This window comes from Ruegeria sp. C10, assembly GCF_056537805.1.
In genome coordinates, this window is sequence record NZ_JBQFSC010000001.1 from 1149220 (window position 1) to 1172941 (window position 23722).

Genomic DNA, 23722 nt, shown 5'->3' on the forward strand with positions numbered 1-23722 from the left:
GACTAACGCACCTCGATCGGCAGAGAGGCGTCGCGGCATTCCCAGCCGACCTGCTCCAGTTCCGGCGTATCGGATTGGGCCTCGGGCCAGCCCAAGCAGAAATATCCGATCAACCGCCAGTCCTCGGGGACATCCAGATCGCGCACCATCTGGTCCGGGTCGAGGATCGAGACCCAGCCCAGGCCCAAGCCTTCTGCCCGCAAGGCGAGCCAGAAGAGCGTGATGGCTGAGACGACGGAATAACGCCGCATTTCGGGCATAGTGCCTGCGCCGAGACCTTGACCTTTGTCGGTGGCATCGTCGCAAAACACGGCCAGCTGCACCGGAGCTTCTTTCATCCCGGACAGTTTCAGCTGGCTGTACAGCTGCGCCTTTTCGCCGGAATACCCGCTCAGCGCCCGCTCGTTGGCCGCTTGGAAATTCTTCAGCGCCGCGTCGCGCGCGGCCTGACTTTCGATGCGGATCACGCGCCAGGGTTCGCTGAGCCCAACAGAAGGGGCCAGTCGAAACGCGTCGAGGCAGCGCGTAAGCACTGCCTCGTCAATTGCATCGGTGCGAAACCGGCGCACATCACGCCGGAGCCGCATCAACAGATCGAACTGCGTGCGAAAATCGTCGGAAAAGGCCTGATCCTGCACGCGCCCGACTGCTTATTCTTCTGCAGCAGCTTCTTCAGCCGGTGCAGCAGCCGCTTCGGCAGCTTCAGCAGCCTTGGCAGCTTTCTCTTCCGCGCGTTCCTGAGCTTTCTTGCCCGGAGTACCCTTGTTGGGGTTGTTGCGCTCGGCCTTGTCACGGGCGCCGGCAGCTTCCAGCATACGTGCGATCCGGTCGGTGGGCTGTGCGCCCTGATCCAGCCAGTACTGGATGCGCTCCATGTTCATTTTCACGCGCTCTTCGCTGTCTTTCGGCAGCAGCGGGTTGTAGGTGCCCAGTTTTTCGATGAAACGACCATCGCGCGGCATACGGCTGTCAGCCGCAACAATGCGATAGAAGGGACGCTTTTTCGAGCCGCCGCGGGCGAGACGAATTTTCATTGCCATGGTGGTATCTCCTTTGAATGGCGTATCCGGTGCTAGACCGGCTTAGTTCTGGTGTTTCTTGTGGTGTCGGATGACTTCCTGAATGATGAAATTCAGAAAAGCCTTGGCGAAATCGGGGTCCAGATCGGCCTCTTTCGCCAGGTCTTCTAACCGTGCGATCTGCGCAGCCTCGCGCGACGGATCGGACGGGGGAAGGTCGTGTGCGGCCTTGAGCTTGCCAACGGCCTGCGTGTGCTTGAACCGCTCGCCCAGCGTATAGACCAGGATCGCATCCAGCCGGTCGATGCTTTCTCGATGGTCTTTCAACAGCGCAGCAGCCTGTGTCACGGGGTTGTTCATTGGCCGGTCCTTTCGGTGGTCAAATCAATCTGCGGATGACGCCAGATCTGAGCGTGCTTGCCCAAAAGCTCGGCTCTCTCAATCTCCAGCGTTGCGCCCAGCCGTTCGGCCAGCGCGCGCGAGCGATCATTGGCATGGGCGATGTAAGAAATCACACCGTTCAGCCCCTGATGCCGAGCTGCATAGTCGCGTGCAGCCGCGGCGGCCTCAAAGCCCAGACCTTTGCCTTCGGCCTCGGCCATCAGCGTCCAGCCCAGCTCGGGCTCCGCCCAGCCGGGTACGTAGATCATGCCTGCCCATCCCACGAATGCGCCGCTGGCCTTTTCAGTCAGATGCCACAGACCATAACCGCGCAGCGCCCAATGACCCAATCTGTTCGAAAGAGAGCTCCAGCTTCCAAGCGCGTCCTTGGGACCACCAACCATATGGCTGCGCTCGGTCGCGTAGAACGCGGTCATCGCAGGCAGATCGTCCAGATGCGGCGCGCGAAGGATCAGGCGATCGGTTTCGACGGTGGGTATAGTGAACGAGGTCATGCGTATGCCTCCACGCCACCGTTTACCAGATCGGCAGGCGCAGAATGACGCCAGACCTGCATCGCCCCGAAAGCCGGGTGTTCGAACATATATTCGAACTGCGCGCCCAGCCGTTCCGCGACAGCCTTGCTGCCCAGATTATCCGGATCGATCAGCGAGATTGCGGTTTCCCAGCCCAGCACGTCATAGGCATGTGCACGTGCAGCCAGTGCCGCTTCGGTCGCATAACCCTTGCCGGTGGCGTGGTTCATAAGCGTCCAGCCAATTTCGGGCTCGGGCCAGCCGTGAGGGTTCCACAAGCCAACATGGCCTACATAGGTGCCGGTGTCTTTTTCCTCGACACCCCAGAAGCCATATCCCCGCATCGCCCAGTGGCCTAACAGCATCGCAACAGCGCGCCATGTCTCATCCGGGCGTTTCGGGCCGCCGACGAATTTCGAGGCGTCGCTGGCAAAAAACTCTGCCTCAGCCTCAAAATCGGCCTCGCAGGGGGCCCGCATGATCAGGCGTTCGGTTTCCAGCGTTGGTATGGCCATGGCAAGTGTCATGCCTGCACCTCGCCGTATCGCCAGACATGCTGGGTTGGACCAAAGGCGCTTTCGGCAACGGCGTCGCGCGTTGCACCCAGACGCTGAGCCAAAGCGTTCGAACGAGCGTTGGACTGCGAAACGTAGCTTACGAACTGGCCGGATCCGAGCAGATCAAGCCCAAAATCGCGAACGGCGCTGCACGCTTCGGTCGCGTAACCTTGCATGCGGAACTTGCTATCGAACATATAGCCAAGCTCGGGCTCGTGATCGTCCCATTCGAGGCCCAGAATGACGAAGCCAATGACCTGATCATCGTCTTTAAACGTGACGGTGAACAAGCCGTGACCATGCAAAAGCCAGCCTGATGTGTAGTAGGAAAACTCAGTCCAGGCGTCTTGCTCGGTATCGCCAAAGCTGTCCTTGCAGATCGATGTCCACACCGACAGGTCGTCCAGAGTGGGCGCACGCAGAACCAGCCGCCGGGTCTCAATGACCGGCAGGGCCGCGCGATACTGCGCTGCTGCCATCGCCGCCTTTCCGGACGGGGGCTGGGTGCAGCGTGCTGACGTCACTTTTTCTTTCCAAAACCGCTCAACCCCGGGGGCAGGCCCATGCCGCCACCCAGTCCGGGCAGACCGCCGGGCATCTTACCGCCCATCGCTTTGGCGGCTTGTTCCAGCGCCTTGGGGTCCATGCCCGCAGCCATTTCCTCGGGGCTTGGGCCGCCTTTGCCGAACATGCCTTTCATGGCCTGTTTCAGCATCTTGCCTTTGCCCATCTTGCCCATCTTTTTCATCATGTCCGACATCTGCCGGTGCATCTTGAGCAGTTTGTTGAGGTCGCTGACCTCCATACCCGAACCGGCGGCGATGCGTTTCTTGCGGCTCGCTTGCAGCAGTTGCGGGTTGGCGCGTTCGCGCTTGGTCATCGACTGGATCATGGCGATCTGCTGGCGCAGGATCTTGTCATCCAGACCAGCCTGATCCATCTGCTTGGCCATCTTGTTCATGCCTGGCATCATGCCCATCATGCCCTGCATGCCGCCCATCTGGATCATCTGCTCCAGCTGCATTTTCAGGTCGTTCATGTTGAACTGACCTTTGACCATGCGCTTCATCATGCGCTCGGTCTGTTCCATCTCCATCGTTTCCTGGGCTTTTTCGACCAGAGCAACGATGTCGCCCATGCCCAGAATACGACCGGCGATCCGGTCCGGCTCGAAGGTTTCGAGCGCGTCCATCTTCTCGCCCAGACCAACAAAGCGGATCGGCTTGCCGGTGACCGCGCGCATCGACAGCGCCGCACCGCCGCGCCCGTCACCGTCCATACGGGTCAGGACCACGCCCGAGATGCCGACCTTGGCATCAAACTCTTCGGCCACTTCAACAGCGACCTGACCGGTCAGGCCGTCGACCACTAGCAGCGTCTCGCGCGGGTCGACCACGTTACGAACCTGCTCGACCTCGTCCATCAGGACTTCGTCGATATGCAGACGGCCCGCGGTGTCGAGCATATAGACGTCATAGCCGCCGAGCGTTGCCTGTTGCTTGGCGCGCTTGGCGATATCAACCGGCGTCTGACCGGGTACGATCGGCAGCGTATCTACACCAACCTGCGTGCCCAGAACCGCAAGCTGATCCATCGCCGCTGGGCGATAGACGTCCAGCGAGGCCATCAGGACCTTCTTGCCCTCTTTCTCTTTCAGGCGTTTCGCCAGCTTACCGGTGGTGGTTGTCTTACCGGAACCCTGCAGGCCGACCATCAGGATCGGGGCAGGCGGGTTGTCGATCTTCAGCGCACCGGGGTCTTCTTCGCCGCGCAGTGTATCGACCAACGCGTCGTGCACGATCTTAACGACCTGCTGGCCGGGCGTGATCGATTTGGTGACAGCTTGACCGGTCGCTTGTTCCTGTACTTTCTTGACGAACTCGCGCGCCACCGGCAGCGAGACGTCGGCCTCAAGCAGGGCAACGCGGACTTCGCGCAGGGCGGTTTTCACGTCTTCTTCAGACAGGGCACCCTGTTTGGTCAGCCGGTCAAAGACGCCGGAAAGGCGTTCGGATAGATTTTCAAACATGCCTTCGGCCTCCTTAGCCGGTTATCTGGTGGCGTGCCCTAGATAGGACGCGTCGGTTAAATGCACAAACGCCCCCACGGGCGAAACTCGCTGGTGGGGGGCGATCCCTGAACGACTCAAGGGACCGGAAGATCAAACGCTTCCGGATGTTGGCGGCGATTTAGGCCGATTGGCTGGCAGAGTCAACCTTGCGTGCCGGAAGCCAATCGTTGACCGCATCCACCAGCCGATGCGCACCACGCCCGCTGGAATAAGCCTCGACAATGGGATGCCGCCCGGCGCTCATGCCTTCATCCAGTATCAGGACAGGGCGATAGAGGGTCGATGTGCCATTGTCGCTACGTGAGGTCGTGCTTTCAGTTTCCGCGTGCGAGAGGTGCGAGAGCTCATGTTCCACCGCATCATATCCAAAGACTGACTGTCTGCGGATCAGGATGCTGTTATTATTGCGATCCAGTATGACCTGCACGCGCCGGACAAAGGCGCAAAATGCACCAAAACCCATGCCTCCGCCGAATAGTGCGAAGAAAATGCCGAACAAGATACCCTCGCCACCTTCACTGGCCAAGAAGACGCCCGCGCCGACAAATGCCAGAATGAAGAAAACCAGCGTGATGCCGATGAACCATGGCGTATTGGACAGGATCAGTTGGCTCGGAGTGTTGCGCGTGACTTTCATGGCGGCACGCTAGCACCGAATGCCGCGCCTGTCGTGGCTTGAATTTACCTGTCGGTTGGGCGATGAGCGCGCCATACGAGGAGGTTCCCATGGACGCATCATCTGTCTTTCAGGATACGTTGCCGCTCAGCTCGGATGCGCTTTTGGCGCAGTTGGATGAATGGGGGCTGCCCTATCGGTTGCATACTCATATCCCGCTGCGCACCGTTGAGGATGCCAAAGGGGTCGAGGGCCAGTTCATGGTGCCGGGTGAAAACACACTGCGGCTCAAGAACCTGTATCTGCGCGACAAGAAAAAGCGGAATTATCTGGTGACGCTGGAACAGAGCCGCGAGATCGACCTCAAGGCGCTGGGCGCGGAGTTGGGGGTTGGCAACCTGTCCTTCGGCTCGGCGGATCGGCTGTTCCAGAACCTCGGCATCCGCCCTGGCGCGGTCAGTCCGCTGGCGATGATCAACGGCGTTGAGAACAACGTTAAGTTCTTCATGGACGCCGCCGCGCAACAGGCCGATGTCATCAACATGCACCCTTTGGTCAACGACCGAACCGTCGTTTTGTCGCGCGAAGACCTGATGGTGTTCTTTGATAAGATCGGGTGCGAGATAAACTGGCTGCCGTGATCACCCCTCAAGCGCTTCGTTCAATGCGGCAGCGACATGGGCGGCAGAGGGGTTGATGAACATGTGACCATCCGCCTCGAACACCGGGTCATCCAGATGATCGGGGAAGGCCAGAGGCAACTCGGTACAGGCCAGCAAGATCGCGGTTCCGGGTGCGGCGTGTTTGTTGCAGAAGGCCAGCAGGCGCGCAAGTGCGGTGTCGGATGCGCCGCCGTAGAAATCACTGTCGATCATCGCCTGCATCTCGGCGATCTCGGGCTCGGGCAGGCGTGTGTTTGCCGTGATACCCTCGGCGGCCAGCCGGTCGGCATAGTTTGTGGCCTGCATGGTGACTGCGGTTCCAAGGACCAAAGCATTGGTGGCGCCGGTCGAGGCGGTCGCGTCGGCGGTTGCGTCAAAAATGCTGAGAATAGGCATGGAGACGCCTTCGCGGATCGCGTGAAGCCGCGCGTGTGGCGTATTGGAGGCGATGATGCCGAAATCGCAGCCTGCGTGTTCCAAAGTCAGCAGCGCTTCGCGGAACACTGCGTCGAAAGCGGCCCAGCTGTCTTCGTGACCGGCCACGCCGCGCAAGGCGCGGGTTTTGGCCTGTGTGACGGATTCGATGGTCATGGGCGGGATGGGCAGCGGTGATCCGTGGCCGCGCACTGCGAAATACCGTCCCGCGCCTTCGGCGATCGCGCGGTAGTAGTCGACGGTCGAGGCCCAGCCTACGCCGCCCAATATTCCGATTTTCTTCATGCGAAACGCCCAGTCTGCTGATTTGCCTTGGCGCAGACTGGACGGTTCAGGGGGTGTAGGTCAATCAGGCTGCCAGTTCAGTGACGGCTTTTTGCGCTTCGGACAGTGTTGCTTCGGGGTCCAGCGCCATGCGATCTGCGGCGATGACCTCAACATCATGGATGCCGATGAAGCCCAGAACATGGCGGGCATAGGTGGTGGCAAAGTCGATCTCGGAGCCCACCGCCGTACCGCCCGATGCAACAGCAAGGATGGCGCGTTTGCCTTCCAGCAGACCTTTCGGGCCTTCTTCGGAATAGGCAAAAGTCAGACCGGCACGGGCGACCAGATCAATCCAGGCTTTGAACGCGGCGGGAACTGAGAAGTTGTAGATCGGCAGGCCGATGACGATCGTGTCGGCCTTTTGCAACTCGGACACCAATTCGTCCGACAGGGCCAGCAGGTCTTTCTGCACCGCGTCACGCTGGTCGGCGGGGGTAAAATTGGCGCCGATCCAGTCTTCGGTCAGCAGGGGCAGGGGCGTGGCCAGATCGCGGCGGATGATACGCCCGGCGTTCAGGTGGCGAACCACGCGGTCGGACAGATCGCGGGTGGCAGATCCAGTGCGGCGGGCCGAGGCGTCGATATGCAGGATGGTTTTGGTCATTTCGGGGCGTCCTTTGTTGCGGAATTAGCTTCTGTTGCCCCAATATGGCTGTTGCGTGCATGAACAAAACTCGGATATATCAACAAGCATTGTTAGAATTTGCACATTGGATCAGATGCAATGGACAATTGGGATGAAGTGAGAACCGCCTATCAGGTGGCGCGCATGGGAACGGTCAGCGGCGCGGCGGATGTGCTGGGTGTGCACCACGCCACCGTGATCCGCCATATCGATGCGATCGAGGCACGGTTGGGCGTCAAACTATTCCAGCGTCACGCGCGTGGGTACACACCAACCGAAGCGGGTGAGGACCTGTTGCGGGTCGCGCAGGCAACCGAAGATCAGTTCAACCAGTTGGTCGGTCGCATGAAGGGGCGCGGAGACGATGTCTCGGGCGAGATCGTGGTCACCTCACTGGCCTCACTGGCCCCGCTCATCGTACCGACGCTGACCGAGTTCCAGCAGACCCACCCGGGATTGATCGTGCGCTATCTGACCGGCGACCGCCTGTTCCGGTTGGAATATGGCGAGGCGCATGTGGCGATCCGCGCCGGGGCCGCGCCGGATCAACCGGACAATGTGGTGCAGCCATTCATTCCACAAGAGGTCGGACTATTCGCCAGCAAGGCCTATCTCGCGCGCTACGGCAAACCCGCGGACGTTGCAGATTTCGCCAATCACCACTTCGTCGGCAATGATGACGAAAACAGCCGCGCGCCGTTTTCCCGCTGGCTGCGTGCCAACGCGCCGGAGCAGGCGATCACTTTCCGCTGCACCAATAATTTCTGTATGCGAGAGGCTGTTCTGGCCGGTGCAGGCATCGGCTTTATGGCCCGTTGGGAGGCCGCGCGCGATCCCGATCTGGTCGAGGTGATGGCACCGTTGCCCGAGTGGTCTGGCAAGCTGTGGCTGGTGACTCATGTGGATCTGCACCGGACCACCAAGGTGCAGGCTTTCCTATCCTTCCTGAAAGATCAATCCAGGGGCTGGCTGCCGTGACACCGCAGGCGCGCGGCCATCTGGCCATGCTGACATTCTCGGCTTTGGTGGCGGGCAGTTTCTCGCTTGGCTCAATGGCGGCAAATGAGATCGCACCGTCGGCGATCACGGCAGCGCGCTTTGCGATTGCGGCGGTTGTGATCGGCATCGCTGCGATTGCCACAACGGGCATTCCGCGCAGCGCGGCTCGGGCACCATGGCGCTATCTGGTGCTTGGCGGATTGTTCGGAGCCTACTTTGTCCTGATGTTCTACGGATTGAAAACCGCTCCCCCGGTCAGCGCGGCGGCGGTCTTTACGCTGACCCCGGTCATGTCGGCGCTGGCCGGGTGGGTGCTGCTGCGCCAGATCACCACCCCACGCATGGCGCTGGCCCTGACGGTCGGTGCGGTCGGTGCGCTGTGGGTGATCTTCAGAGCGGATTGGCAAGCCTTTCAGGTCTTCGAGATCGGAGGCGGCGAGATCATCTATTTCTGGGGTTGCGCCGCGCACGCCGTCTATACGCCGATGATACGGCGATTGAACCGGGGCGAGCCTGCGGTGGTGTTCACCTTCGGTACGTTGGTTGCGGGGTGTTTGATCCTGACGGTCTGGGGCTGGTCCGATATCCGTGCAGTAGATTGGGGCAACCTTCCCGGGATTGTCTGGGTGACGCTGCTTTATATCTCGTTGTTTGCGACCGCCGCCAGTTTTGTACTGGTTCAGTTTGCAGCCCTGCGTTTGCCCGCGGCAAAGGTCATGGCCTACACTTACCTGACGCCCAGCTGGGTGATCCTGTGGGAAATCGCCCTGGGACGTCCTGCGCCGACGGCATTGGTGTTGGTTGGTGCCGGGCTCACCGCTGTTGCGCTGTTGTTGCTGCTGAAAGGAGAAGACGCGCCTGCAAACACTCCGGCGCGCTCGAATTGAAGCTTGTGATTTCTACCTGATGTGGCAGCCTGCCTGTCACCACCAAGGAGCTGGGCCATGAAAACAATGTCACTTATTCCCGCATTGCTGGCGCTGTCCGCCTGTGCCCCCGGTGGCGCGAAAGACGCTGCAGAGGCGGACCTGCAAGCCAGCTGCGAAGCTCTGGTGGGCGCCGAAACCGGCACAGGGCCTGATGGTGTCAAAGCGATGTCGACCCAGTCCAGCCCGACAGGCTCTGTCACCAGCGTATTCGTGGCGGGGGCCGAGGCTCCGTGGCTCTGTCGTGCCGACCCAACGGGGGTTGTGACCGGGGTGGAATATAGCCGCGAGGGCTGAGCCTGCCGTTTGGATCGTCCCGACGGGTCAGACTGGCGAACCGCCCGGGTCGACATATCTCAGGATCAGGAGGACGCCAATATGTTCAAACACATCATGGTCCCGGTCGACCTGCACTTGCCGCCCGAGGTCAAGAAAGCCACCGAGGTTGCCGCGCAATTGGCCAAATGGCAGGGCGCCAAAGTGACCATCGTCAGCGTCACCGGCCCGCAGCCTGGGGATAGCCACCTGACAACAGACGCGATCAAACAAGAATTGCTGACCTGCGCCAGTGAAATTGCGATGCAAAGCGGCACAAGTGTGGACACACGCAACATTCACTCGGTTGATGTCGCGGTCGAGATCGACAAGGACCTGACCCACGCAGCAGAGGAAATGGGGGCCGATCTGATTGTTGTGGGAACCCACGCACCCCGGATCACAGACTATATCCTGTCCAGCCACGCGGGATATCTGGCCAAACACGCCAGCATGTCGGTCTTAGTTGTGCGTTAGGCCTCATCCGGGGGCAGTTCAACTTCAAGAAACCGCTCGAACGCATCCAGATTGACCGGTTCGAACTGTCCGAACCCCTGCATCCAAACCGAGGCCGCTCGAAGCGCGTCGGGTTCTAGTTTGCACCACTTCACCCGTCCGCGTTTTTCCTGAGAAATCAGACCTGCTTTGGTCAAGATCACCAGATGCTTTGAAATCGCGGCCAGCGACATTTCGAACGGTTCGGCCACGTCGGTGACGGCCATGTCATCTTCCAGCAGCATCGCTAAGATGGCACGGCGGGTCGGATCGGCGAGGGCTGCGAAGACAGTGTCGAGGTCGTTGGACATGGTTCCGCTGAACCATAGCCTGTGAGTTTGGTCAACCATTTGGTTGAATATGCGGATTCAGGCTTATCCGCCCGGTCAGCGAACAATACGCCATCGGCAGGTTTCACGCGGTCTGTGATTTTATTATAAAAATCATATACTTAGCGACGTTCATGCTGCGGCTTCATTGCCGTTGACTCTGCGCCCTCAGCCCCTTAGCACCCTACCCAAGACTGTGCGAGGGAAACGCCCGTGACCGAAGATGACCAAAAGCAGCGTATGGTGCAGCTGGAGGCCAAGATCGAAGCGGCGAAAAAGGCCAAAGCGCCGAAACCTCGTGCGGATGCTGACGTATCCGGAGGCGAGCTTGCCTGGAGGATGGTCATCGAAATGGTTTCCGGTCTGGGGATCGGATTTGGCATCGGATACGGGCTGGACAGCCTGCTCGGGACGATCCCGATCTTTCTGGTGCTGTTCACATTGCTGGGCCTTGTCGCGGGCGTGAAGGTTATGCTCCGCAGCGCGAAAGAGGTTCAAGAGAAACAAGCGGCCGCAAGCGCGACCGAGAAGGACGAGAGGGACTGAACGTGGCAACCGAGACCACCGCAGAAAAAGGCAGCAGCCTGGCTTTCCATCCAATGGACCAGTTTATCGTCAAGCCGTTGTTCGGCGACGGTGCGATTGCCTGGTACACGCCCACAAACGTGACCCTGTGGCTGTTCCTGGCGATTGCGGCGATCTTTGCTCTGCTGGTCCTCAGCACGTCCAAGCGCGCCATTGTTCCAACGCGGATGCAGTCGGTGGCCGAGCTGGCTTATGGTTTCATCTACAAGATGCTGGAAGACATCTGCGGCAAGGAAGGCGTAAAGTACTTCCCCTATGTCATGACCCTGTTCATGTTCATCGTCTGCGCGAACTTCCTGGGCATGTTGCCCATGTCCTTCACCACCACATCGCATTTCGCCGTGACCATCCCGCTGGCGCTGGCCGTGTTCCTGACCGTGACCGTTTTGGGTTTCGTCAAGAACGGCGCCGCGTTCCTGGGCTTGTTCTGGGTCTCCAGCGCGCCGCTGGCGCTGCGCCCTGTTCTGGCGATTATTGAGCTGATCTCGTACTTCGTGCGCCCGGTCAGCCACTCCATTCGTCTTGCCGGTAACGTCATGGCAGGCCACGCGGTTATCAAGGTGTTCGCAGGCTTTGCCGCGATTGCCGTGATCTCGCCCGTGTCGGTTCTGGCGATCACCGCAATGTATGGCCTTGAGGTTCTCGTGTCCTTCATTCAGGCCTACGTCTTCACCATTCTGACCTGTGTGTATCTGAAAGATGCGCTGCATCCGTCGCACTAAGGTCCGAACCCCCAACATCGAAACTTCCAAATCGTAAGGAGAATTCTCATGGAAGGCGATCTCGCACACATCGGCGCAGGCCTGGCAGCAATTGGTTCCGGCGCAGCCGCAATCGGGGTGGGCAACGTTGCAGGCAACTTCCTGGCCGGCGCCCTGCGCAACCCTTCGGCGGCTGCTTCGCAGACCGCAACCCTGTTCATCGGTATCGCGTTCGCAGAAGCGCTGGGCATCTTCGCATTCCTGGTCTCGCTGCTGCTGATGTTCGCCGTATAATCTGCGGAACCTGATCCTTACGCGCAGATGGGCCCAAGCCATAGCGGCCCATCTGTTGTAAAGACAACGTTCCGACGGAGGACATCATGGCGACTGAACCCATTGCTGAAGAAGTAGTAGGCACATGCGTTGATTCCAGCGGCTACGCCGTCGGGATGCCGCAGCTCTGCTTCGATTGGTTCCCCAACCAGATTTTCTGGCTGGTCATTACGCTGGTCGTCATCTTTCTGGTCCTGTCCCGCGTGGCTCTGCCCCGCATCGCGGCAATCCTGGCTGAACGCCAGGGGACCATTACAAATGACCTGGCTGCGGCCGAAGATCTGAAGGCCAAGGCGGTCGAGGCCGAAGAGGCCTATAACAAAGCGCTGGCCGATGCCCGTTCTGAGGCTCAGCGTATCGCAGCGGAAGCCCGCGCCGAAATCCAGGCCGGTCTGGACGACGCGATTGCCAAGGCGGATGCGGAAATCGCTGCAAAGGCGGCTGAATCGGAAAAGGCAATTGCCGACATCCGTGCAGGTGCGCTGGAAAGCATTCAAGTGGTTGCCAAGGATACGGCGGCCGAACTGGTCACAGCACTGGGCGGCGAGGCGGATGCCAAAGCCATCAACAGTGCAGTAGATGCGCAGACGAAAGGATAAGTGACATGCGGAACACTCTTGCCCTTATCCTGACCGTTGGTGCCGCCAGCCCCGCGCTGGCCGCAAGCGGCCCGTTCTTCTCGCTTGCCAACACTGACTTTGTCGTCACTCTGGGCTTCATCGTCTTTATCGCGGTCCTGTTCTACTTCAAGGTCCCCGGTATGATCGGTGGTGCGCTGGACAATCGCGCCGAAGGTATTCAAGCCGAGCTGGACGAAGCCCGCGCCCTGCATGAAGAAGCACGCAGCCTGTTGGCCTCGTACGAGCGCAAGCAGCGCGAAGTTCAGGGTCAGGCCGAAGCTATCGTTGCCGCGGCCAAGGAAGACGCGGTTCTGGCAGCTGAACAGGCTAAGGTCGATCTGGAAAAATCCATCGCGCGCCGTCTCGCGGCAGCGCAGGATCAAATCGCATCCGCCGAGGCATCTGCCGTCAAGGAAGTCCGCGATCAGGCCATCACCGTAGCGGTTTCGGCAGCCAACGCCGTGCTGGCCAAACAGATGACCGCAACGCAGGCGAACAAGCTGATCGATGCATCCATCGCGGATGTGGGTGAAAAGCTACACTGATCGCCTGGATCATATGATTTGAAAAACCCGAGGGCTTCAGGCTCTCGGGTTTTTTCTTTTCGTGGCTTCCAGTTTGAAGGATCAGACCTCTCCAGTCTCGTGCTTCAAACGCTGTTGCGCGATCTCTTCATTGCGCAGGGCCTTCTGCTGATCGGCCATGCAGCTTTTGACAAAGTTCAGATGATCTTCGACCGCCTTCCGTGCCCCTTTCGGGTCGCGGTCCTGCAGGGCTGTGTTGATGGCTCGGTGCTGGTCCAGAATTGCGTCGCGGGTGGTGCGTTGCTGGAACATGATCTGTCGGTTGTAGAATACGCCCTGCCGCAGCAGATCGAACATCGACCGCATCATATGCAGCATCACCACGTTATGACTGGCCTCGATGATCGCCATATGGAACTGGGCGTCCAGATGCGCCTCTTCTTCGGCTGCATTGCGGGCGTGGGCGTCTTCCATCTTGTCCAGTATGGTCTGCACCACCTTCAGATCGCTGCCCGAGCCCATGCGGGCGGCACGCTCAGCCGCTAGACCCTCCATGTCACGCCGGAATGAGAGATAGTCGAACACTGCCTCGTCGTGATTGCCGAACAACCGGATCAAAGCTGGCGCGAAGGCCGAGCCCAGAACCTCGGCCACATAGATGCCCGATCCGGCCTTGGCAGTCAGCAATCCCTGCTCCTGGAGGTCCGAGATTGCCTCGCGCAGCGACGGGCGCGACACGCCCATCCGCTCGGCCAGCTCCCGTTCTGGGGGCAGGCGTTCTCCGGGGCGCAGAATGCCGCGCAGGATCAGCAGTTCGATCTGGCGCACAACAGCCAGTGACAGTTTTTCGGTTTGAACTTTTTGAAAAGGCATCTGGCTACCACTTGGAATTGGTCAAGTCACTTGACCACGTTTGTAAGGGGCGTTCAAGTCGCTCACAGAGGTTGAAAAATTAGGTCAGAATTATTGACATAAGAGGCGCATTGCCTAATCTGCGACCCAAGGGCGGAGGAGGCCCCCTACGATGGATCAGCTCTACGCCACCCGAACCGCTCGGATGAAGGCTTCCGAAATCCGCGAATTGCTGAAACTGCTGGGCGAGCCCGGTATCATTTCCTTCGCAGGCGGTATTCCCGACCCCGCTTTGTTTCCAGCAGAGGCTTTCGCCGAAGCGTTTCAAAATGCGCTTAGCCCAGATCAACAGGCGCAGGCGCTGCAATATTCGGTCAGCGAGGGCTATGCCCCGCTGCGTGAATGGCTGGCCGACCATATGCGTGGGATCGGCGTTACGTGCGGCATCGACAACATCCTGATCACCTCAGGCTCGCAGCAAGCGCTGGATTACTTGGGTAAGTTGTTCTTGTCACCGGGTGATACTGCGTTGGTTGGGTGGCCCACATATCTGGGCGCGCTCAATGCGTTTGACGCTTATGAGCCGCGCTTTGACCAGCTTAGCATCAATGGCAATCGTGGGGCTGCCGAATACCAGGCCGCCGCCGGTAACAGCCCGATCAAATTCGCTTATCTTTCCGCCGATTTTGCAAATCCGACTGGTGAGACGGCCGATTTGCGGGGCAGGGAGGCGCTGCTCGATCTGGCAGATGAATTGGATTGTGCAGTAATCGAGGACGGAGCCTATCAAGCGCTGCGCTATGACGGCGATCCGATCCCTCCGATCCTCGCGTTAGAACAGGCGCGCAAGGGATCGATCGAGAACTGCCGGACGATCTATTGCGGCAGCTTCTCGAAAACTCTTTCACCGGGGTTGCGGCTGGGTTGGGTGGTTGCAGCAAAACCGGTGATCTCGCAACTGGTGCTGCTGAAACAGGCGGCTGATCTGCATTCTTCTACGATCAACCAGATGGCGGTGTATCAGGTGGCACGGGATCGCTTCGACACTCATGTCCCCATGCTACGCCAGACCTATGCCGCGCGCCGCGATGCGATGCTTGAGGCGCTCAACCAGCACATGCCCAATGGCGTCGACTGGACCCGACCCGAGGGTGGCATGTTCATTTGGGTCACTCTGCCCAAGGAAATGAACGGCGCCGACCTGCTGGCGAGGGCGCTGGAAACGGTCAAGTTGGCCTTTGTACCCGGTCAGGCTTTCTATCCCGACGACACCGGGTCGAATACCATTCGACTGAGTTTTTCCAACTCGGATGAGGACACGATCCGCGAGGGTATACGCCGGTTAGGAGAAGTGTTGCGCGCCTGAACCGGGGAAAGGTTTCATTAACCATATTGTCGCTAATAAAGCAGCATGATCCGCGTGCTCGCTTTCCTGTGCCTCGCCGCCTGCTCGGGTGGTACACCCTATTTTCGCGACTTGCCCGCAACGCGCGTCGCGGTGAATGGCAGTATCTTTGACGTCCGCGTCCGCAATGAACTGGCCGAGGCCGTCCGCGTGAACCCGCAATACGCGCCGCGTCTGGGTCCGATCCGCGATCGGGCTGCGTTGGCGATGGCGCAGGTCTCGGGCTGTCCGCTTCTGGACGTTCTTGGCGATGCGGCCGTCACTGTGGGTGTGCTGGGCTGCGACCAGGAACTGGGGGAAAAACTGATTTTCGGCGCACTCCTTCGCCGTCCCTATGAATGCGTTGATTACGGATATTACGAAGACTACGGATATCAGGTCTTTGAATGCTCGCCTTACTGAGATACGCGGGACTCCGCGTAGTTTTGCCAAGATGTTGTGGATAACTTGGTCCAATCTCCCATATCCTGCGCAATCACGTTGACACCTCCCCCATCCGTTGCGCAGACTTCTTACCCATAGGAATCATACCAAGAGCAGCCATTGCGCTTTAGCAAACTCAAACTGACCGGCTTCAAAAGCTTCGTGGACCCGACCGATCTGATCATCGCGGACGGGCTGACCGGAGTGGTTGGTCCGAATGGCTGCGGCAAGTCCAATCTGCTGGAAGCGTTGCGCTGGGTGATGGGTGAAAACCGTCCCAAATCCATGCGCGGTGGCGCGATGGAGGATGTGATCTTTGCGGGCGCTGCCACTCGGCCTGCGCGCAACTTTGCCGAGGTGGTCCTGACGATGGACAACTCGGAACGTTTGGCGCCATCCGGCTTCAACGACAGCGACCAGTTGGAGATCGTCCGCCGCATCACCCGCGATGTGGGCAGTGCCTACAAGACCAACGGCAAGGACGTGCGCGCCCGCGACGTTCAAATGCTGTTCGCGGACGCCTCGACCGGTGCGCATTCGCCTGCGCTGGTGGGGCAAAACCGCATTGCCGAACTGATCAACGCCAAACCCCGCGCACGACGTCGCATTCTGGAAGAGGCCGCCGGCATCTCCGGGCTTTATCAACGCCGCCACGAGGCAGAACTGAAACTGAAAGGCACCGAGGCCAACCTGACCCGCGTGGATGACGTGCTGGAACAATTGGGCGGGCAGTTGGCACAACTCGCCCGTCAGGCCCGGCAGGCGGCGCGGTATCGCGAGATCGGCGAGCTGTTGCGTCAGGCCGAAGGGATGCTGCTCTATCGCCGTTGGAAAGAGGCCGACATGGCCCGTCAGGCGGCCGAGGAAAAGCTACGCGACCGGATCACCGAAGCCTCTCGCGCCGAGGCATCCGCCCGTGAATCCGCCGCCAAACGCGCCGAGATCGAGGAAACCCTGCCGCCCTTGCGTGAGGAAGAGGCCATCGCTGCCGCCGTCCTGCAGCGCCAGCAGGTGCAGCGCGATCAGCTGTCGGATCAGGAAACCCGCGCACGCCAGACGATTGAGACTCTGACCAACCGTATCCAGCAATTGGGCAACGACATCGAACGCGAATCCGGTCTGAACCGGGACGCGGGTGAGATGATCGAACGGCTCGAATGGGAGGCCCGCGAGCTTGCCAAAGCCGCCGATGGCTATGACGAAAAGGTCGCTGAAGCTGCAGAAGTTGCGCGCGAGGCAGCGTCAGTGCTGCAGGATCGCGAAGATCACCTGTCGCAGGAAACCGAAGACATGGCCCGTCTGGTGGCCCGCCACCAATCGGCGCAACGACTGGTTGAAGACAGCCGCAAGACACTGGCTCGTTCCGAGGGCGAGGAAGAAAAGGCCCGCGCCGCCGTGGACGAGGCGCGCAATGCCCTTTCCCGTGCCAGCGAGGCGTTCGAGACCGCGCAAGAGGGTGAGGAAGAAGCTCGCGAAGCTGCTGAGGCAGCGGAAGAAGCACTGGCCGCCGCCGACGAGCTGCGCAACGATACACAGGCGCGTGAGGCCGAGGCCCGCGCCAAACGCTCCGAGGCCGAGGGTGAACTGGGCGCGATAAGGGCCGAGACCACCGCGCTGGCCAAGCTGGTCGAACGCGACACGGCTGAGGGTGGGCAAGTGCTCGACATGCTGCGGGTGGCAACGGGCTTTGAAAAGGCATTGGGGGCTGCGCTGGCGGATGACCTGCGCGCACCGTTGGTCGAGGGCGACGGACCTTCAGGTTGGGTGCAGGTAGCGGGCTATGACAGCGACCAGCCCTTGCCCGATGGGGCCGAGCCGCTGGCGTTGCATGTGTCCGGTCCCGACCGCCTGAGTCGCCGTATTGCGCAGATCGGTTTGGTCGATGCGGATCAGGGCGCGCGCTTGCAGGCGTCGTTGAAACCGGGTCAACGCTTGGTCTCACGCTCGGGCGATTTGTGGCGCTGGGACGGATTCCGCGCCTGGGCAGAGGATGCACCAAGCGCTGCCGCCCTGCGTTTGGAACAGCTCAACAAGCTTGAGGCGCTGAAACAGGAACTGACCCGCACCGAGGCGCAGGCCGAAGGTGCCCGCGCCGCGCATGAAGCGCTGTCACAGCAACTGGCCAATGTAACCGAGGCTGACCGCCGCGCCCGCGAGGCCCGCCGTGCCGCGGATCAGCGCATGGCGGAAACCGCGCGGATGCTCAGCCGGGCTGAGGCGGATCGAAATCTGGCGCAGGGCAAGCTGGAAACACTGACCCTCGCGGTCGACCGTCATAAGGAAGACGCCATGTCCGCCCGCGCACAACTGCGTGAGGCTGAAGGCGCGTTGACTGGCCTGGGCGACCTCGACAGCGCCCGCGCGCAGGTCGAAGATATCAAACAGACGGTCGAAGCGGCGCGGATCACCATGCTGACCCACCGCTCGACGCATGATGAATTGCGCCGCGAGGGCGAGGCGCGCACTCGGCGCACGCAGGAGGTGACTAAGGACCTCAGCGGTTGGCGGCATCGTCTGGAAACGGCGGAAAAGCGGATATCGGAACTGGCCGAACGCAAGGAAAGCTCGGAAGAAGAACTGACGGAGGCGATGGCGGCCCCCAGCGAAATCGCCGAGGCACGGGAAGAACTGAACGAGCTGATCGAAACCGCTGAGGCTCGGCGCGCCGAAGCCGCCGACAAGTTGGCCGAGGCCGAGACCCAGCAGCGCGAGGTGGTTCTTGCCGAGCGCGAAGCCGAACGTCTGGCCTCGGAGGCGCGCGAAAGCCGCGCGGCGGCTGAGGCGCGTTGCGACGCCGCTAAGGAAAGCGTAGTCGCCGCAGCAGAACGCATTGCCGAGGATCAGCAACTGACGCCGAACCAGCTGCTGAACCAACTGGACGTGAACCCTGACCAGATGCCCGCCGCCGACGCACTTGAAGCCGAAGTGAACCGCCACAAGCGTCAGCGCGACGCCATGGGCGCAGTGAACCTACGGGCTGAAGAGGACAGCAAAGAAGTTCAGGAAGAATTCGACACGCTGAACGGCGAAAAGGCCGATCTGGAAGAGGCGATCAAGGCCCTGCGCAGCGGCATCGCCAGCCTCAACCGCGAGGGTCGCGAACGCCTGCTGACCGCGTTCGAACAGGTGAATTCCAACTTCGCCATGCTGTTCAAGCACCTGTTTGGTGGCGGTGAGGCCAATCTGGTCATGGTCGAAAGCGACGATCCGCTGGATGCGGGCCTTGAGATCATGTGCCAGCCGCCGGGCAAAAAGCTCTCGACTCTCAGCCTGCTTTCGGGCGGCGAACAGACCCTGACCGCGACGGCGTTGATCTTTGGCGTGTTCCTTGCCAACCCCGCCCCGATCTGTGTGCTGGATGAGGTCGACGCCCCGCTGGACGATGCCAACGTCACCCGCTTCTGCGACTTGCTGGACGAGATGTGCCGCCAGACCGATACGCGTTTCCTGATCATCACCCACCACGCGGTGACCATGGCGCGGATGGATCGGCTGTTCGGTGTGACGATGCAGGAACAGGGTGTCAGCCAACTGGTTTCGGTCGATCTGAAAAAGGCCGAGCAGATGGTCGCTTGATCGATCACTGCAACGTTATGAGCCATCACCCGTGTATGAGGGTAGGCTAGCATCATGATCCGATATTTCACCCTCGCATTGCTCGCGGCCAACCCCCTCTGGGCTGCCGAATGGCCCACGAAACCCGGTGACGTCCCCTTGACGCCAGAAGAATTGGAGGCTTTGGCCGGCCGCACTCTCACTTTCTACGACGACGGCCAGTCCAAATACTCGGCTGGAGGGGCCTATTCTTATACCTATGCCAGCGGAGAATCCGCCTTTGGCACCTATTCCATCGCCGGGGACGGCAGTGTTTGCATAGCGTATCGCAATGGGTTCAGCCGATGCGACCTATATGTCCGCAGTGGTGAGCGGTTGATCCTGATCGACGAGAAAGGCGATCGCTACCCGGTCAGAGCGAGTAATTGATCTGTTTTTCCCGATCAATTGGTAAATTTGATAGAGGCTTTGAGTAAAAACGGAAGAAAACGGGATAATCATCGTCAAATCAAGTTGTAGAATGCCCTGGATCGAAAAACTGATGGGGATGCCAAATGTGCCGTTTTTTGGCTTGGGTTGGGGAGCAGCGATATCTGGATGAATTGATTCAGGAGCAAGAGCAATCGCTTGTCATTCAAAGCCGCAACGCGTTGATTGGGAAGACACCAATCAATGCCGATGGGTTTGGACTGGCCTGGTATTCTGATCGCGAAACGCCTTGTTTCTACAAGGACACTCATCCCGCGTGGTCCGATGCAAATCTCAAACAACTGGCTCATCACACACGATCACGACTGTTTTTAGCCCATGTAAGAGCGTCGACAGGCACTGCGACCTCGCGCAACAACTGTCACCCATTTGGATTTGGCAAATGGAGCTTCATGCACAATGGCCAGGCTGGAGGGCATGACCAAATCCGGCAGCAGCTCGATGCTATGATCCCGGCACATTTATACGGGCACCGAATGGGTGCGACAGAAAGTGAAGCGATCTTTTTGATTGCTCATGGCGAAGGTCTGGATTCAAATCCGATCGACGCAATGGCACGGGCCGTGGGGCGGGTGGAAGCGCTGTCCCGACAATGCGGATCGTCGCCTTATATGCGGTTTGCTGCGTGCTGGTCAGACGGCAAGCGTGTATTTGCGGCGCGCTATGCGTCTGATCGTTATGCACCCAGTCTGCATTACCGAACCTCAGAAGACGGGATAGTGATATCGTCCGAACCGCTTGATGCAGACAGTGACGGTTGGGTTGAAATACAGCCCAATACCGCCATCGTCACAGAAGGCTCGCTGGTATCTATCCATGCGTTTGATCCGTCAGTGAAACGTGAACCAGCAAAGGTTGCCTAGGCGCTGACCCTTATAGCTGGTTCAGCAGCTGTGTCGTTGGCCACGCATCCGCTGGCAAACCCAGACGCAATTGTTCAGCCTGCACAGCCGCACGGGTTCCGGCCCCAAGGATGCCGTCGATCTTGCCTACATCATAACCCCGTGCCTGTAGCTTGCTCTGCAACTGCTTCATCTGCGCGCCCGTCAGCCCCGGCGCAGAATTACCTGCATCGTAAATCTGCGCGCCTTCCAGCCGTGTGCCGAAATAGGCGGCGGTCAGCACGTAAACGAAGCTCTGGTTCCATTCGAAATAGACGTCGAAATTCGGGTAAGCCAGAAAGGCGGGGCCTTTATGCCCTTGTGGCAGGATCAGTGAGGCAGGCAGATTTGCCAACGACCCACTGCGCGCCTGCACGCCCATCGCCTGCCATTCGGACACCGAGCGGGGCTTGCCGGGGCCAGAGAGAGACCAGTCCATCTGCGCGGGCACGGTGACCTCTTGCAACCATGGCTGACCCGGTTGCCAACCCAGATGCGACAGCATCTTGGCCCCGGACATCAGTGCATCCGGCGCCGATGTTTTTAGCGAAACCTTGCCGTCTCCGTCCCCATCCACGCCGTTTTCCAGAATGTCGCGGGGCAGCATCTGGACCATGCCGATTTCACCGGCCCAGGCTCCGGTGGTGCGGGCGGGGTCAAAATTGCCCTGGCTGTACAGCTCGATCGCGGCGAAAATCTGCGGGCGGAACAACTCGGGGCGGCGGCAGTCGTGGGCCAGCGTCACCAGCGCGTTGCGAGTGTTGAAATCGCCCTGAAAGGACCCGTAGTCCGTCTCGAACGCCCAAAATGCCAGTAGCACACCCCGCGAAATGCCGTATTCCTGCTCAATCCGGTCAAACACCGCGTCGTATTTGCCCGACATGGCCTTGCCCCGGTCGATCCGGTTCTGTGAAATCAGGCGCCGCGAGAAGTCGATGAATGGTTTCTGGAATACGCCCTGCGCGCGGTCGGCTTTCAGAACGGCTCCGTCCTGCTGCACGCCCTTGAAAAAGCTGTTGACGGTGGATTTGTCGTAACCCTGCTGAATGGCTTCGGCTTTCAGCCCTTTGACGAAGGTATTGAACCCGCCGCCGCATTGGGCGAGTGCAGGCGAGGCGAAGAGGGCGGCGGCAATAAGGCCGGAAAGGAAACGCATAAGGCTGATCCGTCAGAATATGAAGTTGAACCCAACCCACACCGACACGAGCCCAAGCGCAAGCCCCCATACCTGCCAGAGCATGTCTGATGCGCGAAAAACCTCCGCCGCGTCGATTTCTTGCCGGGCATTCCCGTTCACCCAGGCGAGATCCCGCATCTGCCCGTCATAGCTGCGCGGTCCTGCCAGCGCGATATCAAGCGCACGTGCCATCGCGGCCTCGGGCCAGCCTGCGTTGGGTGAGATATGGCGGCGTGCATCCTCAACCATCTCTCCCCAGCGCGACCATTGGCTGGACAGCGCGACGATCATTACGAAGGTCAGGCGTGCCGGGACAAGGTTCAGCACATCATCCAGCCGCGCCGCTGCCCAGCCGAAGGCGCGGTATTTGTCGTTGCGATAACCGATCATACTGTCGGCGGTGTTGACGACCTTGTAAACCAGAAGCCCCGGCAGACCTGCGACCAGAAACCAGAAGGCTGGGGCAATCACCCCGTCGCTCAAGTTTTCGGCGGCGCTTTCGATGGCCGAGCGCGCCACCTGCGCCTCGGTCATATCTCGCGTATCGCGCGAGACAATCATGGCGACCTGCGCGCGCCCTTCGGCAAGCGAGGTCAACAGGCCTTCGCCAACTGCGCGAACATGGGTGATCAGGGATTTCTGGGCCAGAAGGATGGCACAGATCACGATCTCGACGACCGGACCAAGCAGCGCTAGCAACCGGCCAAGGATTAGCGCCACCGCAACCAGGATGAGTACCGTCGCAACCCCTTTGAGGCGGCGATACGCCCCATGGTTCAGCCGGTTGTCCAGCCAGCCAATCGCGTTGCCCATCAGTACGGCAGGGTGGCGAATCCGCGACCACAGCCAATCCGGCTCACCCAATGCTGCGTCCAGACACATGGCGCAAACCAATAGGAACGCGGTGCTCACAGCGCTGCTTCCAACCGGGCCCAGCCGTCTGCTGGCGGTAAGCCAAGGCGCAGGTAGGTCCGGGAATAGGGGAAAATACGGCTCCAGATATGCGCCCGCGCCAATCGGTCTTGCCAGGCGGTCGCGTCATCAACGTCGTAGAGGCGGAACAGGCTGGTGCCGCCAATCAGCCGCGCACCTTTGGCCGCTACAAGCTGATCCAACCGTGTTGCTTCATTTGCCAGACGCATGCGCGTTTCATTAGCCCATTTTACATCGTACAACGCTTGCGCGCCGATCCGCAGTGCCGGGCCGGATACGGCCCATGGTCCCGTCAGGTCATTCAACCGTGCAATAAGATCGGGATGGCCAATTGCAAAACCCAGTCGCAACCCGGCCAACCCCCAAAATTTGCCAAAGCTCTTCAGCATCACGATGCCGGGCCGCTGGGCCAGATGAATCAGCGAGGCTTCGGGCGTTACGTCGCAGAAGCTTTCATCGATCACCGTCAGCGGCGCGTCGACATCCGCGTCCTGCCAGATGCGCCCATCAGGATTGTTGGGGTTTACGATGACACGTGCCTGAGCCGGGCCGCTCTCGTGCACCGTCCAACCCTGAGCGGTGAATGCAGCGGCATGTTCGTTATAAGTGGGCATCGTGATCTGCACGCGGCCGGCTTTGGTCAGCGCGGGCACGCGGGCAATCACCGCAGAGGCACCAGGCGATGGCAGAATCTCGGCCCCATCAGGCACGTTCCAAAACACCCGCGCCGCGTCCGAGAGGCGTTCGAACGCGCCATGATCCGGCAGTTCCATCCAGTCCGGAGGCTGCAGGCCCGAGACCTCATAAGCATGCGGATTGATCCCCGTGGACAGATCGATCCAGTCTGCGCGCGTGCCCCCAAACCGCGTCATCGCGCCATCCAGCCCACCGCCATGATCGCGTGCAGCCCGAGGGTTCAATCTGTCATCCTGTCCAACCATCTGCCCCAGC

Annotated in this window: 30 protein-coding genes; 15 read left to right on the forward strand and 15 right to left on the reverse strand. The window is 60.1% G+C overall.

Going from position 1 to position 23722, the window contains the following annotated elements; translation table 11 throughout:
• Positions 1-2 precede the first annotated feature (2 nt).
• From bluB to ACR0DE_RS05410, 8 genes are all read right to left on the reverse strand, one after another.
• On the reverse strand, positions 3-638 hold the full coding sequence (gene bluB / locus ACR0DE_RS05375; RefSeq protein WP_170392663.1) for a 5,6-dimethylbenzimidazole synthase: 636 nt from the start codon (positions 636-638) through the stop codon (positions 3-5).
• 12 nt (positions 639-650) lie between these two features.
• Positions 651-1040, reverse strand: coding sequence for a 30S ribosomal protein S16 (gene rpsP, locus ACR0DE_RS05380; protein WP_010437590.1), 390 nt, complete (start codon positions 1038-1040; stop codon positions 651-653).
• A gap of 42 nt (positions 1041-1082) precedes the next feature.
• Positions 1083-1379, reverse strand: a complete 297-nt coding sequence (locus ACR0DE_RS05385; protein WP_170392662.1) for a chorismate mutase — start codon at positions 1377-1379, stop codon at positions 1083-1085.
• Positions 1376-1915, reverse strand: a complete 540-nt coding sequence (locus tag ACR0DE_RS05390; protein ID WP_170513361.1) for a GNAT family N-acetyltransferase — start codon at positions 1913-1915, stop codon at positions 1376-1378. Before ACR0DE_RS05390 ends, ACR0DE_RS05385 begins: the two co-directional genes overlap by 4 nt.
• On the reverse strand, positions 1912-2463 hold the full coding sequence (locus tag ACR0DE_RS05395) for a GNAT family N-acetyltransferase (protein WP_170402397.1): 552 nt from the start codon (positions 2461-2463) through the stop codon (positions 1912-1914). Before ACR0DE_RS05395 ends, ACR0DE_RS05390 begins: the two co-directional genes overlap by 4 nt.
• Positions 2460-2972, reverse strand: a complete 513-nt coding sequence (locus tag ACR0DE_RS05400) for a GNAT family N-acetyltransferase (RefSeq protein ID WP_480752255.1) — start codon at positions 2970-2972, stop codon at positions 2460-2462. Before ACR0DE_RS05400 ends, ACR0DE_RS05395 begins: the two co-directional genes overlap by 4 nt.
• A gap of 41 nt (positions 2973-3013) precedes the next feature.
• Positions 3014-4522 (reverse strand): signal recognition particle protein, encoded by a 1509-nt coding sequence (ffh, locus tag ACR0DE_RS05405; protein ID WP_170636254.1) that lies wholly within the window; start codon positions 4520-4522, stop codon positions 3014-3016.
• A 160-nt stretch (positions 4523-4682) separates the two neighbouring features.
• Positions 4683-5201 carry a hypothetical protein gene (locus ACR0DE_RS05410; protein WP_170392657.1) on the reverse strand — a complete coding sequence of 173 codons (519 nt, stop codon included), beginning with the start codon at positions 5199-5201 and terminating at the stop codon, positions 4683-4685.
• Between the two features lie 89 nt (positions 5202-5290).
• On the opposite strand from ACR0DE_RS05410, the gene ACR0DE_RS05415 reads away from it, so the two are divergent.
• Positions 5291-5821 carry a prolyl-tRNA synthetase associated domain-containing protein gene (locus ACR0DE_RS05415; RefSeq protein ID WP_480752256.1) on the forward strand — a complete coding sequence of 177 codons (531 nt, stop codon included), beginning with the start codon at positions 5291-5293 and terminating at the stop codon, positions 5819-5821.
• On the opposite strand, the gene ACR0DE_RS05420 is transcribed toward ACR0DE_RS05415, so the two are convergent.
• Positions 5822-6562, reverse strand: coding sequence for an aspartate/glutamate racemase family protein (locus tag ACR0DE_RS05420; protein ID WP_480752257.1), 741 nt, complete (start codon positions 6560-6562; stop codon positions 5822-5824).
• Positions 6563-6626: 64 nt separating this feature from the next.
• On the reverse strand, positions 6627-7208 hold the full coding sequence (locus ACR0DE_RS05425; protein ID WP_480752258.1) for an FMN-dependent NADH-azoreductase: 582 nt from the start codon (positions 7206-7208) through the stop codon (positions 6627-6629).
• Positions 7209-7328: 120 nt separating this feature from the next.
• Here ACR0DE_RS05425 and ACR0DE_RS05430 point away from each other — a divergent pair, with 120 nt between their 5' ends.
• The 4 genes from ACR0DE_RS05430 (at position 7329) to ACR0DE_RS05445 (ending at position 9946) form a co-directional block, all read left to right on the forward strand.
• Positions 7329-8207, forward strand: coding sequence for a LysR family transcriptional regulator (locus ACR0DE_RS05430; RefSeq protein ID WP_480562521.1), 879 nt, complete (start codon positions 7329-7331; stop codon positions 8205-8207).
• Positions 8204-9115, forward strand: coding sequence for a DMT family transporter (locus tag ACR0DE_RS05435; protein ID WP_480752259.1), 912 nt, complete (start codon positions 8204-8206; stop codon positions 9113-9115). The genes ACR0DE_RS05430 and ACR0DE_RS05435 overlap by 4 nt, the downstream gene beginning before the upstream one ends.
• 57 nt (positions 9116-9172) lie before the next feature.
• Complete coding sequence (locus ACR0DE_RS05440) at positions 9173-9451, forward strand: hypothetical protein (RefSeq protein ID WP_170425150.1); 279 nt, start codon at positions 9173-9175, stop codon at positions 9449-9451.
• Between the two features lie 81 nt (positions 9452-9532).
• Positions 9533-9946, forward strand: coding sequence for a universal stress protein (locus ACR0DE_RS05445; protein ID WP_170597447.1), 414 nt, complete (start codon positions 9533-9535; stop codon positions 9944-9946).
• Here the strand turns inward: ACR0DE_RS05445 and ACR0DE_RS05450 are convergent.
• Complete coding sequence (locus ACR0DE_RS05450) at positions 9943-10275, reverse strand: ArsR/SmtB family transcription factor (protein WP_170392649.1); 333 nt, start codon at positions 10273-10275, stop codon at positions 9943-9945. The genes ACR0DE_RS05445 and ACR0DE_RS05450 overlap by 4 nt on opposite strands.
• A gap of 231 nt (positions 10276-10506) precedes the next feature.
• Here ACR0DE_RS05450 and ACR0DE_RS05455 point away from each other — a divergent pair, with 231 nt between their 5' ends.
• From ACR0DE_RS05455 to ACR0DE_RS05475, 5 genes are all read left to right on the forward strand, one after another.
• Positions 10507-10839, forward strand: a complete 333-nt coding sequence (locus tag ACR0DE_RS05455) for an AtpZ/AtpI family protein (RefSeq protein WP_480752260.1) — start codon at positions 10507-10509, stop codon at positions 10837-10839.
• A 2-nt stretch (positions 10840-10841) separates the two neighbouring features.
• Positions 10842-11600: a F0F1 ATP synthase subunit A gene (locus ACR0DE_RS05460; RefSeq protein WP_170392647.1), complete on the forward strand. Its 759-nt coding sequence runs from the start codon at positions 10842-10844 to the stop codon at positions 11598-11600.
• A gap of 48 nt (positions 11601-11648) precedes the next feature.
• Positions 11649-11873: a F0F1 ATP synthase subunit C gene (locus ACR0DE_RS05465; protein ID WP_005981269.1), complete on the forward strand. Its 225-nt coding sequence runs from the start codon at positions 11649-11651 to the stop codon at positions 11871-11873.
• A gap of 86 nt (positions 11874-11959) precedes the next feature.
• Entirely contained in the window at positions 11960-12511 is a 552-nt protein-coding gene (locus ACR0DE_RS05470; RefSeq protein ID WP_480752261.1) for a F0F1 ATP synthase subunit B', read from the forward strand.
• A gap of 5 nt (positions 12512-12516) precedes the next feature.
• Positions 12517-13077 carry a F0F1 ATP synthase subunit B gene (locus ACR0DE_RS05475; protein WP_170392645.1) on the forward strand — a complete coding sequence of 187 codons (561 nt, stop codon included), beginning with the start codon at positions 12517-12519 and terminating at the stop codon, positions 13075-13077.
• A gap of 81 nt (positions 13078-13158) precedes the next feature.
• On the opposite strand, the gene ACR0DE_RS05480 is transcribed toward ACR0DE_RS05475, so the two are convergent.
• Complete coding sequence (locus ACR0DE_RS05480; protein ID WP_480752262.1) at positions 13159-13929, reverse strand: FadR/GntR family transcriptional regulator; 771 nt, start codon at positions 13927-13929, stop codon at positions 13159-13161.
• 151 nt (positions 13930-14080) lie between these two features.
• Between ACR0DE_RS05480 and ACR0DE_RS05485 the strand changes: the two genes are divergently transcribed.
• From ACR0DE_RS05485 to ACR0DE_RS05505, 5 genes are all read left to right on the forward strand, one after another.
• A complete protein-coding gene (locus ACR0DE_RS05485; protein ID WP_480587620.1) occupies positions 14081-15274 on the forward strand; it encodes an aminotransferase-like domain-containing protein in 1194 nt (397 codons plus the stop codon).
• A 45-nt stretch (positions 15275-15319) separates the two neighbouring features.
• Positions 15320-15715 (forward strand): hypothetical protein, encoded by a 396-nt coding sequence (locus tag ACR0DE_RS05490; protein ID WP_170392642.1) that lies wholly within the window; start codon positions 15320-15322, stop codon positions 15713-15715.
• A gap of 141 nt (positions 15716-15856) precedes the next feature.
• A complete protein-coding gene (locus ACR0DE_RS05495) occupies positions 15857-19312 on the forward strand; it encodes an AAA family ATPase (RefSeq protein ID WP_170609763.1) in 3456 nt (1151 codons plus the stop codon).
• 54 nt (positions 19313-19366) lie between these two features.
• A complete protein-coding gene (locus ACR0DE_RS05500; protein ID WP_170392640.1) occupies positions 19367-19720 on the forward strand; it encodes a hypothetical protein in 354 nt (117 codons plus the stop codon).
• Positions 19721-19845: 125 nt separating this feature from the next.
• Positions 19846-20643, forward strand: coding sequence for a class II glutamine amidotransferase (locus ACR0DE_RS05505; RefSeq protein WP_170648503.1), 798 nt, complete (start codon positions 19846-19848; stop codon positions 20641-20643).
• A gap of 10 nt (positions 20644-20653) precedes the next feature.
• Here the strand turns inward: ACR0DE_RS05505 and ACR0DE_RS05510 are convergent, their stop codons facing one another.
• The 3 genes from ACR0DE_RS05510 to ACR0DE_RS05520 are packed head-to-tail and all read right to left on the reverse strand — an operon-like array spanning position 20654 to position 23712.
• A complete protein-coding gene (locus ACR0DE_RS05510; RefSeq protein ID WP_480752263.1) occupies positions 20654-21817 on the reverse strand; it encodes a lytic murein transglycosylase in 1164 nt (387 codons plus the stop codon).
• 12 nt (positions 21818-21829) lie between these two features.
• Positions 21830-22750: an adenosylcobinamide-phosphate synthase CbiB gene (cbiB, locus tag ACR0DE_RS05515; RefSeq protein WP_480752264.1), complete on the reverse strand. Its 921-nt coding sequence runs from the start codon at positions 22748-22750 to the stop codon at positions 21830-21832.
• Positions 22747-23712 carry a threonine-phosphate decarboxylase gene (locus ACR0DE_RS05520; protein WP_480752265.1) on the reverse strand — a complete coding sequence of 322 codons (966 nt, stop codon included), beginning with the start codon at positions 23710-23712 and terminating at the stop codon, positions 22747-22749. The genes cbiB and ACR0DE_RS05520 overlap by 4 nt, the downstream gene beginning before the upstream one ends.
• Positions 23713-23722: the final 10 nt, after the last annotated feature.

What these genes read in the sequence shown, in the direction of transcription:
- ACR0DE_RS05490 (WP_170392642.1), top strand. Translation starts at nt 15,320, where the DNA reads ATGATCCGCGTGCTCGCTTTCCTGTGCCTCGCCGCCTGCTCGGGTGGT.
- ACR0DE_RS05450 (WP_170392649.1), bottom strand. Translation starts at nt 10,275, where the DNA reads ATGTCCAACGACCTCGACACTGTCTTCGCAGCCCTCGCCGATCCGACC.
- ACR0DE_RS05505 (WP_170648503.1), top strand. Translation starts at nt 19,846, where the DNA reads ATGTGCCGTTTTTTGGCTTGGGTTGGGGAGCAGCGATATCTGGATGAA.
- ACR0DE_RS05440 (WP_170425150.1), top strand. Translation starts at nt 9,173, where the DNA reads ATGAAAACAATGTCACTTATTCCCGCATTGCTGGCGCTGTCCGCCTGT.
- ACR0DE_RS05385 (WP_170392662.1), bottom strand. Translation starts at nt 1,379, where the DNA reads ATGAACAACCCCGTGACACAGGCTGCTGCGCTGTTGAAAGACCATCGA.
- ACR0DE_RS05400 (WP_480752255.1), bottom strand. Translation starts at nt 2,972, where the DNA reads ATGGCAGCAGCGCAGTATCGCGCGGCCCTGCCGGTCATTGAGACCCGG.
- ACR0DE_RS05420 (WP_480752257.1), bottom strand. Translation starts at nt 6,562, where the DNA reads ATGAAGAAAATCGGAATATTGGGCGGCGTAGGCTGGGCCTCGACCGTC.
- ACR0DE_RS05520 (WP_480752265.1), bottom strand. Translation starts at nt 23,712, where the DNA reads ATGGTTGGACAGGATGACAGATTGAACCCTCGGGCTGCACGCGATCAT.
- ACR0DE_RS05445 (WP_170597447.1), top strand. Translation starts at nt 9,533, where the DNA reads ATGTTCAAACACATCATGGTCCCGGTCGACCTGCACTTGCCGCCCGAG.
- ACR0DE_RS05475 (WP_170392645.1), top strand. Translation starts at nt 12,517, where the DNA reads ATGCGGAACACTCTTGCCCTTATCCTGACCGTTGGTGCCGCCAGCCCC.
- ACR0DE_RS05470 (WP_480752261.1), top strand. Translation starts at nt 11,960, where the DNA reads ATGGCGACTGAACCCATTGCTGAAGAAGTAGTAGGCACATGCGTTGAT.
- rpsP (WP_010437590.1), bottom strand. Translation starts at nt 1,040, where the DNA reads ATGGCAATGAAAATTCGTCTCGCCCGCGGCGGCTCGAAAAAGCGTCCC.
- ACR0DE_RS05485 (WP_480587620.1), top strand. Translation starts at nt 14,081, where the DNA reads ATGGATCAGCTCTACGCCACCCGAACCGCTCGGATGAAGGCTTCCGAA.
- ACR0DE_RS05480 (WP_480752262.1), bottom strand. Translation starts at nt 13,929, where the DNA reads ATGCCTTTTCAAAAAGTTCAAACCGAAAAACTGTCACTGGCTGTTGTG.
- ACR0DE_RS05390 (WP_170513361.1), bottom strand. Translation starts at nt 1,915, where the DNA reads ATGACCTCGTTCACTATACCCACCGTCGAAACCGATCGCCTGATCCTT.
- ACR0DE_RS05430 (WP_480562521.1), top strand. Translation starts at nt 7,329, where the DNA reads ATGGACAATTGGGATGAAGTGAGAACCGCCTATCAGGTGGCGCGCATG.
- ACR0DE_RS05510 (WP_480752263.1), bottom strand. Translation starts at nt 21,817, where the DNA reads ATGCGTTTCCTTTCCGGCCTTATTGCCGCCGCCCTCTTCGCCTCGCCT.
- ffh (WP_170636254.1), bottom strand. Translation starts at nt 4,522, where the DNA reads ATGTTTGAAAATCTATCCGAACGCCTTTCCGGCGTCTTTGACCGGCTG.
- ACR0DE_RS05395 (WP_170402397.1), bottom strand. Translation starts at nt 2,463, where the DNA reads ATGACACTTGCCATGGCCATACCAACGCTGGAAACCGAACGCCTGATC.
- ACR0DE_RS05415 (WP_480752256.1), top strand. Translation starts at nt 5,291, where the DNA reads ATGGACGCATCATCTGTCTTTCAGGATACGTTGCCGCTCAGCTCGGAT.
- ACR0DE_RS05410 (WP_170392657.1), bottom strand. Translation starts at nt 5,201, where the DNA reads ATGAAAGTCACGCGCAACACTCCGAGCCAACTGATCCTGTCCAATACG.
- ACR0DE_RS05500 (WP_170392640.1), top strand. Translation starts at nt 19,367, where the DNA reads ATGATCCGATATTTCACCCTCGCATTGCTCGCGGCCAACCCCCTCTGG.
- ACR0DE_RS05425 (WP_480752258.1), bottom strand. Translation starts at nt 7,208, where the DNA reads ATGACCAAAACCATCCTGCATATCGACGCCTCGGCCCGCCGCACTGGA.
- ACR0DE_RS05465 (WP_005981269.1), top strand. Translation starts at nt 11,649, where the DNA reads ATGGAAGGCGATCTCGCACACATCGGCGCAGGCCTGGCAGCAATTGGT.